Source organism: Acidimicrobiales bacterium (genome assembly GCA_040219085.1).
Classification (GTDB): domain Bacteria; phylum Actinomycetota; class Acidimicrobiia; order Acidimicrobiales; family JAVJTC01; genus JAVJTC01.
Map to the genome: position 1 here is coordinate 1 of JAVJTC010000013.1, position 13,884 is coordinate 13,884.

Consider the following 13,884-nt stretch of genomic DNA (forward strand, 5'->3'; position numbering starts at 1 on the left):
CCACAGAAGAGCCAACCGAAGAGTCCACACCGACAGCCACAGAAGAGCCAACCGAAGAGTCCACACCGACAGCCACAGAAGAGCCAACCGAAGAGTCCACACCGACAGCCACAGAAGAGCCAACCGAAGAGTCCACACCGACACCGACCGAGGAACCCACCCCCGAACCGGGAAGCCGCGAGAACCCGTTTCCTGTCGGCGAGCCGGTCACCTTCACGGTCGACTTCTTCGGCGACCTCGACAACTCCGTTTGGACCCTCACCGTCACAGCTCCCGGCTCAGATATCTCTGGGGCGATCGCTGCTGAGAACCAGTTCAACGACCCGCCGCCAGAGGGAACCGTCTTCTACGGGATCCCGATTTCGCTGACACTGGAATCGGGCGACAAGGAGCCCCTAAGCCCCGGATTCGGGATCGAGTTCGAGTATTTCGGCGCTGAGACCTTGGCGATCATCGACTTCGGGATTGATACATCCTGCGGCGTCGAGCCTGACCCATTCGAGGGGTTCGACGAGGTATTCGCAGGCGGGACCCTCACGGGCACGATCTGCTACGCCACCCCCATTGATGACGTCGAAGCTGGCGTGTTGCTCACCCTGGACTCCAACGAGGGCGACCGGCTCTTCCTGGCCAGCACGGAGGACGGCTAGCGACGCGGTTCACCCTCACGCCGCCGGTGAGCGTCCCAACAGTCGGGCTCACCCGTCATTGATCTTCCCAGCACGGGGCCGCGCATCACCCTGCGGTGTTGCGCGGCCTCGCGATCCTTTGCAGGCAACCGAAGTGAAAGCAGGCCGTCTCCTGGTGGCCGGTTTCCCAGATAGAGGCGAGTGACGTCGTAGCGGTCGCGCCGAACTCGTAGCTGCTGTTCGCGGGGGCGTGTTCGTGCAGGTCGCCCTCAGCCTCCAACTAGCGCTGACACTCCAAGGGTCGGCGCAGATCGAGCGTTGCGACTCCTGCGGACGGCCCATGTGCTCGGATCGTCACAGGGCCGGTGTGTCCAACGGTGGACTCTGCCATCTGAAAGCACGATGGGCTTTTCGGACAACACCTGGGACTGGACCTAGAGCGTGATCGTCGCCGCTGCGATTCATGGCGCTGCACGCCGCCTAGAGGATCCTTCCATCCTGACAGCCGACAAGATCCCCGCGGGAGCCCTGCCCTTCGGGCGTGGGCCTGAAACAACTACCGGAACAACGTCAGCTGACGAGCGAGGAGCCCACCGCGGCCTCGCCGGACCTTGAAGACCCCCGGGGCGCTGCGCTGTGGAGGGGTTGGCTCCGAGCACCAGTCGGTTCGCCTGGCAACCACAGACGGCGTTCTCGAACACTCGAACTCGAGCGCGTCTTAGAACTGGATCGGAGCCTCGGGGGGGCGCTGGGGGTCGTCCTCGGATTGGACTCCGCCGTCGCTGACGTGTGCCGTCCAGGCCCGGCCGTCGAAGTAGCGCAACTCGTGTCGCTCGTATGGGTCGGAGTGCCATCCGGGGGCAGCAGTTGGCTCCTCGGGCTCCGCTGGCTCGACAGTTGGCGATGATTCAGGTTCCTCGACCGACACCTCAGTCGGTGCCTGCCCGTGGACGAGGTAATGCTCGATGTAGTCCCTGATCGCGTAGGCGTCCTCAGCCTGAAAAGTCGTGAACATGATGCTGTTCTCGTCCTTGGTAGCCGAGAAAATTCCGCTCTTGTTGTCGGTACCGCCACCATGGCTGAACTGGATGTACCCGTTGGTCAGACCTGGCTTCTTGAGCTGAACCGAGGTGATCTGCTTGATCGGGATCCGCTTCTCACCCTTGAGACCGTGCGAGAACTTGGCGTTGAGGCCACGGCGGTGGATCGTGACGAAGTGATCGTCGACCGCCAGCTGCCCACCGATGCCTTTTAGTGTCAGGCGTCCCGTGATCTTGCGCATCTTGCCCACTGGCGCCTCCAGCCGGGTTCGTCGATGTCGTGAGGCCGTTGCGCGAGTGTCGACCTGCACCCACTTTCGGATAGTAGGCCAGTTGGCGAAGCGGCATCAGCGCCGGCGCTGTCGAAGTGAATCTGATCGGGTCAGGGAGCCATGTGAGGAGCCAACGACCGCACGGGTCCACGGACGCTGCGGGCGCCGGCATGAAGATGTAAGTCACATGTACCCACGGACGTCCGCGGGTGCTGGCGGACGGCGTGGTGTTGGATGAGCTGGGACGGATCAACCGTGACTCATCACTGCGCCTCGGCCATGTCGAATGGGATCTCGAGAGCGGAGATGAGTTGATCCAGCACGCCGGGGTCGGTCAGGTCTGCGATAGGGATGCCCGGCCGCTTCCGGTAGTCGGCCTCGGCGACGCCGACGACGTGCGGCGCGAGAACGTCAATGCCCCGGAGGCGCTCCAGAAGTGCATTCTGGACATCTCGTCCAAGGCGCACCAGATACTCGAAGTTGACGCTGATCGTCACGGTCTTCGCACCCCAGATTGAGAACGGCTGGCTCTTCGGGTCCTCGATGATTGCCGTGATCGAGGGGTCGTTTCCCCGGCCGAGGTAATAGCGATCCACCCGGGGACCGAAGTGGTTAAGAATGCGCGTGACGACGGCTCCGTGCTCCGGGTCGACCTGGGTGGCTCTTTCGATGACGTCGTCCTTTGTCCACCGATTCGTATCTCTCGGCCGCTTCTGTCGAGCGAGTTCGACGCCGTAGACCCGAGGCACCATGACTTCGACTTCGCCTTCGGCGGCGTAGCGCATCTCCAACGCCACCACGGTGGTGTCCGATGTCGTATGCCGACTGAGATACTCCACGATTCGTTGGAGTTCCCTGTCGATCCGGTCCACCGCCAGGACGAGCCTGAAGGCCCCCTTCTGGAGGTTCGAGGCGACAGCATCGAGGAACTCCGCCTCGTTCAGATCCGGCGACGTCGACGCCGCTGACTCTGCGAGGCCGACGTCAGAACGCTGACGCCATGCCCGGTCGAACTCTTCGAAGGTCGCTCCCTCGAGTCCCGACGCGTAGGCAAGGACCTGGCCGACGATCGTTCGGCGAATCTCAGAGTTCTTGGCCAGTTTGCACTCGCAGAGCGTGATGTCTCCGTCTGCACTGACCGCGACGACATCGACCGAGCCCGTCTCGGGCACGTGCAACTCGGACACGGCTACGGTGAACTCGTCCACCTCGGGCAACAACGATGGCTGAGCGACGAGCAAGGCCTGGAGATGGGCCTCGTCGAGATAGTGCACGACATCAGGCGCACGCCACGGCCCCTCTCCGTGTCGGAGCAGAATGCCGGGTCCATCGTTCTGTGACATGAGAACCTCCGGCCGACCAGGGTGCCATCAATCACCTGAGTAGGAGTCGACCGTTCGGCCCCTGCCCTGGTTCCAGACCGACGACTGTGCGGAACGTGGGGAGCCAAGTGGGGAGCCAACGACCACACACGTTCACGGACGTCGGCGGACGCTGACGGATAGAACCCCAGGTCAGCGATACATCGGCGCACCTGGGCGAACACCCACGAACGGAATGGCCTTAGATGGCATGCAAGAGGTCGTGGGTTCGATTCCCATCAGCTCCACTTCGATCGCCCGGGCCGCAGGTCCGGGCGACGTCGCGTCCCGGGCCCTGCGCGCCGCCGCCGGCGCGCCGACGTGAATCCCTCACCGCTCCCACGACGGCGCGTGAATCGCGTCGTCCGCAGTCAACGACGTACTTCGCCGATCGCCGCCTCATCGGAGCGCGACTCACGGCGACGGCGCACCTTGATGCTGATCTCCCCGTCGACGCTGTCCACCGAGACATGTGCGCCGAACCAGCGGGTCAGGATCGGCTCGGTCATCACGGTCGCGACATCGCCGACCGCGGCGACGCGGCCGTCGACGATCAGAACGACCTCCTCGGCGAACTGGGCGGCGAGGTCGAGGTCGTGCATCGTCGTCACGATGGTGAGGCCGCGTTCGACGCGGATCTCGTCGAGTAGTTCGAGGACCTCGATCTGGTGTCCGACGTCGAGGGAGGAGGTCGGCTCGTCGAGCAACAGCACCGGCGACTCCTGGGCCACCGCTCGTGCCACGACGACCCGCTGGCGTTCACCGCCCGAGAGCGTGTCCACCGTCCGGTCGGCGAAGCCCTCGAGCTCGAGGCGCTGCAGCACCGCCCACACCAGGCGTTCGTCCTCACCCGTCGCGGCGAACCCGAAACCCTGATGCGGGGCGCGCCCGAGCATCACGTAGTCCAACACCCCCAGGCCGGGCGGCACGACGGGGTCCTGGGGCACGAATCCCACCAACCGCGCCCGGGCCCGGGGCGACAGGACCCCGGCCGACACGGCGTCAGATCCCACTGTCACCACGCCCGAGTGGTCGACGAGACCGGCCAGTGCGCGCAGCAACGTCGTCTTCCCCGCGCCGTTGGGGCCGATGATGCCGAGCCACCTGCCCGGGGCGACGTCCAGGTCGAGCCCGCGCAGGACCTCCACACCGTCGAAGCCGACCTCGAGACCCCGACACGAGACGCCGACGTCGCGGCGGGGATGCTCGACCGGGCGCCCGATGCGACGACGCGCGGACCGGATCACGTGAGCTGCCTCGATCGCGAGGTGAGGATGAACAGGAAGAACGGAGCTCCGAAGAACGCTGTCACCACACCGATCGGAAGCTCTGCCGGCGATTCGACGGTGCGGGCCAGCAGATCGGTCAGGACGAGGAAGGCACCACCGAACAGCAGCGACAGCGGGACGACGACACGGTTGGAGACGCCGAAGACGAGACGCACCGCGTGCGGGACGATGAGACCGACGAAACCTATGAGGCCACTGACAGCGACCGCGGCAGCGGCCCCCAACGACGCTGCGACCGCCACGATCGTTCTGACCCGCGCGGGGCGCAACCCGAGGCTCGCCGCCTCGTCATCGCCGACTGCGAGGACGTCGAGGTGCCCACGGAACGCGAACATCACGGCGATCGAGACGGCCGCGTAGGGCAGCAGGATCGCGACCTCACCCCAACCCGACGTCGCGAGCCGCCCGAGGATCCACGTGTAGACCTGTCGCAGCGTTTCGGAGTCCCGCTGTTGCACATAGGTCTGAAGTGACGTGAAGAACGCCGTGACGGCCACCCCGGCGAGTACCAGCGCCGCAGGTGACCCGTAGCGACCCCCGCCCGATCCGAGCGCAAGGGTCGCGAGCATCGCCACGATCGCCCCACCGAACGCGGCGAGCGGGACCGGATCGAATGCGCCCACTGCGTCCCCGGCACCGGCCACGATTGCGATCGTGGCCCCGAGACCGGCTCCAGCCGCGACGCCGAGCAGATAGGGATCGACGAGCGGGTTGCGGAACGCTCCCTGGAACGTGGCCCCGGACATCGCGAGCAGGCCACCGACGAGCAGGCCGAGCGTGACCCGGGGAAGCCGCAGCTCGCGGATGATGACGGCGTCGGTGCGCGAGAGACCCGAGTCCACGTGGATCCCGGGGATCATGTCGATCAGTTCGGCTGCGGTCCTCAACGGATTGATCGCGACCGGCCCGATCGCCACGCCGACCACGCCCGCGACCGCCACGCTCGCGACCGCCACGATGACTGGTCCCGCCCGCAGGCGCGTCGGCGCGGTCGGCGCGGTCGTCGCGGTCGTCGCGGTCACGACTCAGCGTGCCCCGACCGTGAGTTCTGCGGTTTCGTCCACGACGGCCGCGAGGAAGTCCACAACCCGGGGACCCCACCGCGACGCCAGGCTGTCGTCGATCGCCAGGATCCGTCCCGCGCCGACCGCTGACAACACATCCCAGCCCGGGCGCGCCGCCACCGTGTCGGCGCTCTGACCGCAACACACCGTGTCGGCCAGGACGATGACGTCGGGATCGGCGTCGAGGATGAATTCCTCGGAGAGCTGGGGGAACCCGCTCGCCGCGCCATCGGCCGCGTCGGCGATGCTCTCCATACCCGCGAGGGCGAGGACCTCGCCGGCGAACGTGCCCGTGGTCACCGTGTAGAGCGTCGGATCCAGCTCGAAGTAGTAGGTGAGCGGCTCAGGCCGTTCGGGCACCATCGCGGCGAGTTCGGCGATGTCGGACTGCATCGAGGCGACCAGCGCCGTCGCCTCGGCCAGATGTCCGGTGGCCGCGCCGAGTTGCTCGATCTGAGAGTAGGCATCGCTGAGGCCGAGCGCCGAAGGCTGCAACAGCGCCGGCACCCCCAGGGCGTCGAGGCCGCTGATCAGCTCGCCGGGATCGAACGTGATCACGACGAGGTCGGGGTCGAACTGGGCGAGCGACTCGATGTTCGGGTCGAAGCCGCTGAGGTCTGTCGTCGGCGCCTCAGCCGGGAAGTCCGAGGCTGAGTCGACCGCCACGACACGGTCACCTGCTCCGATCGCGAAGAGGATCTCGGTCGCGACCGGTGACAGGGACACGATCCGTTGCGGACGCGTCGCGACGGTCACCTCACCGTTGGCCGCTGTGACGGTGACCGGGAAGGCGGCGCCGTCGTCCGTGTTCGTCGTCGGCTCAGGCGTCTGCTCGGGCGTCGAGTCCGGCTGGGAGACGGTGGGCTCCGGCGTCGGGGACGAAGGGCCCTCCGTGGGCGTGGCCTCCGCGGTCGGGGTCGGGTCGGACCCGGTCCCGAGGGTCTCGTCGGGCCCGTCGCTGCCACAGGCAGAGGCGACGAGAGCGAGAACGATCAGCACCGTCACGACGACGGCCCGGGTTGGCGATGGCATGGTGTTCCTCCTGTCGTCGAGGTTTCGGGCGCTCGATCGACAGGGAGCCTGCCGGCCGAGCCGGCCCCTCCTCGAGGGCTACTGGCTCGCGCCGGTTACGGAACTCGACCGGACTCGTCCCCGATCTCACTCGGGGCTTCACCGTTGCGGGACAGTGCCGGGTTCTCACCGGACTTCGGTCTCCGTGACCGGAAAGGGCAAGGCTACACGAAGCCGTCCCGTGGCGTCAGAGGCCGCGGACCGCCTGCGCGCCATCGGAGATCATCCAGTGAAACCGGTATTAAAGGTCCAACGTAGACCGACCGATGAAGAACCATGATGTCGGGGAGAACGTCATCGCAACCGGTCCACCGTGTCCCTCCGGTCCACCGACTGGGCCCGATGCTCGCGCGTGCCAGAGAGCGGCAGGGCGCGTCCCTGGCTGACGTGGCGACCCGGACGGACTGGACGTTCACCCCCACCGTGCTGCGGATGATCGAAGGGGGTGGCTACCGGATCCCGTCCGAACAGGTCCAGACGCTGCTCGCGGGTTACGAGGTCACGCCCGATGACCTGCTCCCCGAGCGCGACGTCCTCGAGTTGAACCTGACCAGGTGCTGGATGGCGTCAGGCGGGGTGATCCACCGATTCGCCGAGCGTCTGTCGATCGACGACATCCTGAGCGAGTACCTCACCTTCATCCGATCCATGCGGGCGATGTCAGCCGATGCCGCAATCCCCCCGGAGTCGCTGCGCCACGAGGACGTCGCCGTGCTGGCCCACAGCCTGCGACTCGAGGCCCAGGCCGTGCGCCACCGGCTGGTGGCGCTGCTGGACCCGGCCACGTCACAGGCACGAGACGCCATCGTGCGTCGCGCCGCGCAACAGCGAGCGCTCGGGCGTCGACTCAAGGAGATGGCCGACAGGGCCTGACCGCGTAACGCGGCGACCCTGGCGCGCTCAGGTGGGTTCGAGCGGCTTCCACTCCACGACCGGCCGGTCGCTCCAGAGTTTCTCGAGCTGATAGTGGCTGCGCGCGGCAGCGGCGAAAACGTGAACGACGAGGGACCCGTAGTCGATGAGGACCCATTCGAGCCCGTCGAGCCCCTCCACGCGGGGCGCCGTGGGCCCACCGGCGGCCGCCACACCCTCCTGAACCGCCTCGGCTATGGCGCGGACCTGACGGGAGTTGCCGCCCGAGGTGATGATGAACAGGTCGCAGATCGCAAGGACGTCCCCGACGTCGATGATCGTCGTGTCGGCGCCCAGCTTGGCGTCGGCAGCGCGCGCCGCAGCCACACCCCAGGCGCGGATCTCATCGGTGTTCGTCTGCGAGCCCATCAGCCTGCCTCCCCGGCATCAGACCCGACCGTAACCGTGACCGAGACGAACGAGGTCTCCGAATCGGCGGCGAGGGGGACGAACGTGACCGTGCCCACGCCGAGCGCGGATCGGAACTCCTCGGCGACCTGACGTGCCGCCTCGGTGTGGTACTCGATGGTGGTGGCCACGACATCGAACTCCTCGGCGTTGCCGAGCACCGACACCTGCGCCCCGGCACGCACGAGAGTGTCCGCGATGGACAACGTCATCGCCTGGTCACCGACGCCGTCGAGAAGACGCACCGTCGGGCGGCCGCCCGGCTCGGCGGGCAGCGGGAACGGCACGAGGTCGATCGCGAGGTCTCTGACCTCGTCGAGGTCGGCGACCAGCGCACCGTCGCTCTCCGTGGTCTCGGGAACCAGCACGACATGGGACCCACGGGCGAAGGAACGGAGGAACAGCGGAACACCGACGTCGCCCTCGCCGGGCACGACGTCTGGGCCCACCTCCGAGAGCGCGTCGAGGTAGACCGACAAGATGGTCCCCTGCCGGATGACGCGCGCCTGGGCGGGGTCGCCCGGCGACTCCCACGCCAGTACGGCCGCCACGTCCGCGGCGGCGACCTCGACGTCCCCGGCCGGATAGACGACCGTCCCGTCCTCGGCAACGAGGTCCGTAGCGAGGCTGACGGTGAGCGGGGCCACGGGCGCGAAGAGGGCCTCCCACTGGCGGGCGTCGATCACAGCGACGTCCCCGAAGCCGATGTCGAGGGTGGCGGCGACCGTCGGCGCCAGCGAGTCGAGTCCCTCCTCGGCGTAGAGGTCCGCGAAGGTGCGCCCGTCCAGGTCCGATGTGGTGGCGCGGGCGGGCAGGACACCGATCCCGCCGCCGCCTTCGGGGTCCGCCAGACCTGCGACCACGAGGCCGATCAGAGCGTCGTCGTCGTCGATGAGGACCCACAGGGCCGACGGTGTCGGTTCGACGAGGACGCGGAATCCCGGCGCAGCGGGGTCCGTGACGACCCGGACCACGTCGCCTTCGGTGCTGTCGAGGATCGCGTCGCGCCCGATGAGCGCCAACACGACGGTCACGACGGCAAGTAGCACCAGAGCGAGCGGAAAGCCCCACCGCGCGAGGAGCGCCGAGCGCCGGCCGGGCCTGATGGGACGGGCGGGCGGCGGCGGAGGTGTCTCGTCGTCGGGATCGTCCCCTGGCGCGTCCACGGCGCTGTCCCGTCCCGGATCGGACGGGTCCGTCTCGGTCAGCATCGTCGGGCGACACCGTAGAGGCCGTGCTGGTCGATCACGTCGAGAATGGGACGCGGGATGAGGTAGTCGACCGGTCGACCCGTCGCGAGCCTGTCGCGCAGGTCCGTGCTGGAGACGTCGAGGAGCGGCGACGTGACGGAGATCCAACGCCATCCCGGTGGGGGGCGATCCCCTGAGGCCCCGGGCCGGTCGACGACGACGATCGTCGCCATCTGCGCGACCAGCTCGTGGCGCTCCCACCCCGGCAGCTCCCTGGAGAGGTCACTCCCGACGATCAGGAACAACTCGGCGCCGGGATGGGCCTCACCCACGGCGCGCAGGGTGTCGGCCGTGTAGGTGAGCCCGCCCCGCTCGATCTCGACGTCGGATGCCTCCAGGCCGTCCACTCCCTCCACGGCCGCACGAACCATCGCGAGCCGGTCCGCGGCCGGGGTTATGGGGCGCTCGCCCAGCTTCTGCCACGGGGAATTGGCGACGACGAGCTGTACCGTTGTCAGCGCTAGTTCGTAGCGGACGGTTGTCGCCGCGACGAGATGGCCGATATGGGGGGGATCGAAGGTTCCACCCAGCAGCCCGATGCGTTCGCCGTGGGACACGGGCGGATCCTACCGACCCCGGCCCGGCGAACCCCTTCCGGCGCGCGGCCCGATTGACTGGACTTCTCGCGCGCTTTTCTCTATTGTTGATCTCTGCCCGGTGACCTCCCCTGCGCAGCAGGGATCTGGGCCGCACGGGACGCCCCGGCGCCCGAAGCACCATAGAGAGGTCGACCGCTCCCCCCGGCCCGATTCCAACCATGTGTTGGATTCGCGCGGGGTGGGAACGCCCCGGAGGCGGATGGTGGCGAAGGGAACAATCCCCCGCCCTCAACCGTTGACCCGGACAACCCCCGCCAAGCGACGACGAAGACGACAAACACATGAGCGATTCAGTAGGTCAGTACCTCAACGAGATCGGCCTCGTGCCTCTCCTCACCGCTGCCGAGGAGCGTGAGCTCTCGCAGATCATCGAGAAGGGCCGCGATGCGGCTGAGGCCAAGGAGGCGGGCGAGAAGGGCCGTCACCTCGACCGCGCGGTCCGTGAGGCCGCCCGGGCGAAGGACCGCTTCATCCGTGCCAACCTGCGCCTCGTCGTGAGCGTCGCCCGCCGTTACCCCCTCCCCCCCGGGATGGAGCTCCTGGACCTGATCCAGGAGGGCAACCTCGGCCTCGAGCACGCCGTCGACAAGTTCGACTGGCGCAAGGGCTTCAAGTTCTCCACCTACGCCACGTTCTGGATCCGCCAGGCCATCGGCCGCGCGTTGGACCAGAAGGCGAGCCTCGTGCGTCTTCCCGGTGACCGCTCCGCCAGCCTGCGCGCTGCGCTGCGCCAGGCCTCCGGCGACGGCGACGAGCTCGACGAGGAGCATGCACGGCTCCACCGCCTCACCACGCCCACCTCGCTGGATCGCACCATCGGTGACGACGACTCCAACGAACTGGTGGACCTTCTTCCGGATTCCAACCCCGGCCCGGAACAGACGGTCATGGAGCGTGCCGAGGAGGAACTGGTCACCGGTCTCCTCGACGTGCTCGACACACGGGCGCGGTACGCGGTCGAGCAGCGGTTCGGCCTCATCGACGGCCGCAAGCGGTCCTACCGCGAGGTCGGCGAGGAACTCGGTGTGACCGCCGAGGCCGCACGGCGCCTCGTGAAGCGCGCGGTGAGCACGGTGCGTGAGAACGCACCCGAGCGCATCGACGCCGCCTGATCCACATCCCGATCATCGCCGTCGGCTCCGGCCCGCGGCGACCACACCGCTTCGCCGCCCCGGGTCCACCCGTCGGGCGGCGAATCGGCTTGTGACAACCGGAAGGCGTGCACGACCATGTCCGACGTGACCACCGACACGGCGCCCTGGAACCCCGCGAGCTGGCAACGGTTCGAAGTCAGCCAGCAGCCTGACTGGCCCGACGGGGCCGACCTCGATCGCGCGCTCAAGACCCTGTCGAGCCTCCCTCCGCTCGTCTTCGCCGGCGAGTGCCGCGCGCTGACCTCTCACCTGGCGCGGGTCTCGCGGGGCGAGGCCTTCCTCCTCCAGGCCGGAGACTGCGCCGAGTCCTTCGACGCGCTGACCGCTGACGTCATCCGAGACAAGCTCAAGGTCATCTTGCAGATGGCCGTCGTGTTGACCTACTCGGCGGGCCTCCCGGTCGTGAAGGTGGGTCGCATCGCCGGTCAGTTCGCCAAGCCGCGTTCGTCCGATACCGAGACCATCGACGACGTGGAACTGCCGTCGTTCCGCGGCCACATGGTCAACGACGTCGAGTTCACGACGTCGGCCCGCGTGGCGAATCCCGAGCGCCTTCTGCAGGCGTACCACCAGTCGTCATCCACCCTGAACCTCCTGCGGGCGTTCACGAAGGGCGGGTTCGCAGACCTGTCGCGTGTGCAGGCCTGGAACCAGGAGTTCGTCGCCAACTCCCCCGCCGGCCAGCGCTACGCGGACGTCGAGCGGGGAATCGCCGACGCGCTCCGCTTCATGAAGGCCTGCGGTATCGAGACCGCGAACGACCCTTCTCTGCACACCGTCGATCTGTTCACCAGCCACGAGGCCCTGATCCTCGGCTACGAGGAGGCGCTCACCCGACGCGACTCACTCACCGGCGACTGGTACGACTGCTCGGCGCACATGTTGTGGATCGGCGAGCGGACACGCCAACTGGACGGCGCACACCTCGAGTTCGTCCGGGGAATCGGGAACCCACTGGGCTGCAAGCTCGGCCCGACGGCCACACCGGCCGACGCCCTCACCATCTGCGACAAGCTCAACCCCGAGCGCGTCCCGGGACGGCTCACGCTCATCTCCCGCATGGGTGCCGACAACGTGGCCGAGAAGCTACCGCCGCTGCTCGAGGCGGTCCGCGATGCGGGTCATCCCGTCGTATGGGCGTGCGATCCGATGCACGGCAACACGTTCACCTCCGACACGGGCCGCAAGACACGCCACTTCGAGGACATCCTGCGCGAGATCGAGGGCTACTTCGCCGCTCACGACGCTGCGGGCACCTGGGCCGGCGGGCTACACGTGGAGTTGACCGGTGACGACGTCACCGAGTGCCTCGGCGGCGGCCAGGACCTGGATCACGCGGATCTCGAGGTGCGCTACGAGACGGTGTGTGACCCCCGCCTCAACGGCTCGCAGTCGATCGACCTCGCTTTCCGGATCTCGTCGCTGCTCAAGGGCTGACGTCTCGGGCGCGGCGACGCGTACCCGGGATCACACTAAACTTCCCAAAAACCATAAAGGACCTTAAAGGGAAGTCAGATGGCCAAGGCCAATCCGTTCTCCCCGACGTTCGGCGCCTCGCCCCCCGTCCTCGCCGGCCGTGACGACATCCTGACCGACATCGACGATGCGCTCGAGGTCGGTCCGACGCACCCGGACTACACCTCGCTGTTCGTCGGAGTACGAGGTGCCGGAAAGACGGTGATGCTCAACGCCGTCGAGGACCTGGCTCGTGAGCGTGGTTGGCTGACCATCTCCGAGAACGCATCCCCGACGGGACTGCTCGAGCGGATGCTGAGGGCCACCCGTGAGCACATGACGTCGATGCAGGACCCAACGGCGCGTCGACGACTCTCGGGAGTGGCCGCAGCCGGCTTCGGCGTCGAGTTCGACGTCGTGGACGCAACCGACGAACCCCCGGACCTGCGTCGGTCGCTGACCGCCCTCGGGGACGTACTCGCCGAAAGGGACTCAGGCCTGATCATCACGGTCGATGAGTTGCAGAGCGGCGATCTCGACGAGTTGCGAGAGTTCGGTGGTGTTCTCCAGCACGTCACCCGGCGGGAACAACGCCCCATCGCCTTCGCAGGGGCGGGCCTACCCCAGATCGAGGGCACGCTGCTCGCCGATCAGGCGGCCACGTTCCTCCAGCGCTGCTCTCGTCATGACATCGACCGACTGGGCGACGAGGCCACGGCGAGGGCGCTGTCGGGGCCGATCGAGGAGCGCGGCGGTCGCATCGACGACGAAAGCCTGTCCAGGGCGGTGGAAGCGACTTCCGGCTATGCGTTCATGGTCCAGCTCGTCGGCTTTCACACCTGGAAGGCCGCCGCCGACCCCGTCGCCGGGATCACCCACCAGGAAGTGGAGAAGGGAATCGCCGAGGCCGAGACCCGTATCGGTCGACTCGTCCTCGCACCCACCTGGCGGACGCTCTCCGACGTCGACCGGCGCTTCCTCATCGCCATGGCCCGTGATGACGGCGACTCCCACCTCGCTGACATCGCCGCCCGATTGGAAGTGGACGTGGGCTATGCCGGGGTCTACCGCCACCGCCTGCTCGGAGCGGGAATGATCGTGGCGACGGGGAGAGGGCGCATCGACTTCGCCCACCATGCGACGAGAGAGTGGCTACGAGACGAGGCGGCCTACGCCGCTGCGAACTTTCCCGACGACTGACCACCTCAGGCCCTGTCCAACCCGGACACACAGGCTGGTCAGAGGGCCTTTTCGCGGGTGTTCTTGCAAAAGTCGATCGGATTAGTAGAGTTTGAACCCAGTAAAGCCGATCGGATTCGTCATGATTCATGGCGGTGCGGTCGCGCCGGTCAGACAGGAACCCCCGAGAGGACCGCCCCC

General features: G+C 67.5%; 13 protein-coding genes and 1 riboswitch. Of the genes, 5 read left to right on the forward strand and 8 right to left on the reverse strand.

The genetic code is table 11. The features are described 5' to 3' along the window. Window positions 1–650 (forward strand): hypothetical protein (locus RIE08_05850; GenBank protein MEQ8717116.1); only part of this gene is annotated, 650 nt, incomplete at its 5' end. A 697-nt stretch (window positions 651–1,347) separates the two neighbouring features. On the opposite strand, the gene RIE08_05855 is transcribed toward RIE08_05850, so the two are convergent. The 5 genes from RIE08_05855 to RIE08_05875 all read right to left on the reverse strand — a co-directional run bounded on the left by RIE08_05855 (window position 1,348) and on the right by RIE08_05875 (window position 6,687). Then, window positions 1,348–1,911 carry a DUF2510 domain-containing protein gene (locus RIE08_05855; protein MEQ8717117.1) on the reverse strand — a complete coding sequence of 188 codons (564 nt, stop codon included), beginning with the start codon at window positions 1,909–1,911 and terminating at the stop codon, window positions 1,348–1,350. 293 nt (window positions 1,912–2,204) lie between these two features. After that, complete coding sequence (locus tag RIE08_05860) at window positions 2,205–3,284, reverse strand: hypothetical protein (protein MEQ8717118.1); 1,080 nt, start codon at window positions 3,282–3,284, stop codon at window positions 2,205–2,207. A gap of 389 nt (window positions 3,285–3,673) precedes the next feature. Continuing rightward, window positions 3,674–4,549, reverse strand: a complete 876-nt coding sequence (locus RIE08_05865; protein ID MEQ8717119.1) for an ABC transporter ATP-binding protein — start codon at window positions 4,547–4,549, stop codon at window positions 3,674–3,676. Continuing rightward, complete coding sequence (locus RIE08_05870) at window positions 4,546–5,613, reverse strand: iron ABC transporter permease (protein ID MEQ8717120.1); 1,068 nt, start codon at window positions 5,611–5,613, stop codon at window positions 4,546–4,548. Before RIE08_05870 ends, RIE08_05865 begins: the two co-directional genes overlap by 4 nt. Before the next feature lie 3 nt (window positions 5,614–5,616). Beyond that, on the reverse strand, window positions 5,617–6,687 hold the full coding sequence (locus RIE08_05875) for an ABC transporter substrate-binding protein (GenBank protein ID MEQ8717121.1): 1,071 nt from the start codon (window positions 6,685–6,687) through the stop codon (window positions 5,617–5,619). A gap of 55 nt (window positions 6,688–6,742) precedes the next feature. Next, a riboswitch (adenosylcobalamin (AdoCbl) riboswitch) is annotated at window positions 6,743–6,892 on the reverse strand. Between the two features lie 176 nt (window positions 6,893–7,068). On the opposite strand from RIE08_05875, the gene RIE08_05880 reads away from it, so the two are divergent. Then, window positions 7,069–7,599 (forward strand): helix-turn-helix transcriptional regulator, encoded by a 531-nt coding sequence (locus RIE08_05880; GenBank protein ID MEQ8717122.1) that lies wholly within the window; start codon window positions 7,069–7,071, stop codon window positions 7,597–7,599. 27 nt (window positions 7,600–7,626) lie between these two features. Here RIE08_05880 and rsfS read toward each other — a convergent pair whose 3' ends face one another. From rsfS to nadD, 3 genes are read right to left on the reverse strand one after another with little or no spacing between them, the layout of a single operon-like run. Then, window positions 7,627–8,007 carry a ribosome silencing factor gene (gene rsfS / locus RIE08_05885; protein MEQ8717123.1) on the reverse strand — a complete coding sequence of 127 codons (381 nt, stop codon included), beginning with the start codon at window positions 8,005–8,007 and terminating at the stop codon, window positions 7,627–7,629. Beyond that, window positions 8,007–9,257 (reverse strand): LytR C-terminal domain-containing protein, encoded by a 1,251-nt coding sequence (locus tag RIE08_05890; protein ID MEQ8717124.1) that lies wholly within the window; start codon window positions 9,255–9,257, stop codon window positions 8,007–8,009. The genes rsfS and RIE08_05890 overlap by 1 nt, the downstream gene beginning before the upstream one ends. Further along, complete coding sequence (nadD, locus tag RIE08_05895) at window positions 9,251–9,853, reverse strand: nicotinate-nucleotide adenylyltransferase (GenBank protein ID MEQ8717125.1); 603 nt, start codon at window positions 9,851–9,853, stop codon at window positions 9,251–9,253. The genes RIE08_05890 and nadD overlap by 7 nt, the downstream gene beginning before the upstream one ends. 323 nt (window positions 9,854–10,176) lie before the next feature. On the opposite strand from nadD, the gene RIE08_05900 reads away from it, so the two are divergent. The 3 genes from RIE08_05900 (at window position 10,177) to RIE08_05910 (ending at window position 13,704) form a co-directional block, all read left to right on the forward strand. After that, the gene (locus tag RIE08_05900; protein ID MEQ8717126.1) at window positions 10,177–11,007 is read left to right on the forward strand and encodes a sigma-70 family RNA polymerase sigma factor; all 831 of its coding nucleotides are present in this window, start codon (window positions 10,177–10,179) and stop codon (window positions 11,005–11,007) included. A 126-nt stretch (window positions 11,008–11,133) separates the two neighbouring features. Beyond that, window positions 11,134–12,486 carry a 3-deoxy-7-phosphoheptulonate synthase class II gene (locus tag RIE08_05905; protein ID MEQ8717127.1) on the forward strand — a complete coding sequence of 451 codons (1,353 nt, stop codon included), beginning with the start codon at window positions 11,134–11,136 and terminating at the stop codon, window positions 12,484–12,486. A 78-nt stretch (window positions 12,487–12,564) separates the two neighbouring features. Then, a complete protein-coding gene (locus RIE08_05910) occupies window positions 12,565–13,704 on the forward strand; it encodes an ATP-binding protein (GenBank protein MEQ8717128.1) in 1,140 nt (379 codons plus the stop codon). The last annotated feature ends 180 nt before the right edge of the window (window positions 13,705–13,884 follow it).

What these genes read in the sequence shown, in the direction of transcription:
- RIE08_05855 (MEQ8717117.1), bottom strand. Translation starts at nt 1,911, where the DNA reads ATGCGCAAGATCACGGGACGCCTGACACTAAAAGGCATCGGTGGGCAG.
- RIE08_05860 (MEQ8717118.1), bottom strand. Translation starts at nt 3,284, where the DNA reads ATGTCACAGAACGATGGACCCGGCATTCTGCTCCGACACGGAGAGGGG.
- RIE08_05875 (MEQ8717121.1), bottom strand. Translation starts at nt 6,687, where the DNA reads ATGCCATCGCCAACCCGGGCCGTCGTCGTGACGGTGCTGATCGTTCTC.
- RIE08_05880 (MEQ8717122.1), top strand. Translation starts at nt 7,069, where the DNA reads ATGCTCGCGCGTGCCAGAGAGCGGCAGGGCGCGTCCCTGGCTGACGTG.
- rsfS (MEQ8717123.1), bottom strand. Translation starts at nt 8,007, where the DNA reads ATGGGCTCGCAGACGAACACCGATGAGATCCGCGCCTGGGGTGTGGCT.
- RIE08_05890 (MEQ8717124.1), bottom strand. Translation starts at nt 9,257, where the DNA reads ATGCTGACCGAGACGGACCCGTCCGATCCGGGACGGGACAGCGCCGTG.
- RIE08_05900 (MEQ8717126.1), top strand. Translation starts at nt 10,177, where the DNA reads ATGAGCGATTCAGTAGGTCAGTACCTCAACGAGATCGGCCTCGTGCCT.
- RIE08_05910 (MEQ8717128.1), top strand. Translation starts at nt 12,565, where the DNA reads ATGGCCAAGGCCAATCCGTTCTCCCCGACGTTCGGCGCCTCGCCCCCC.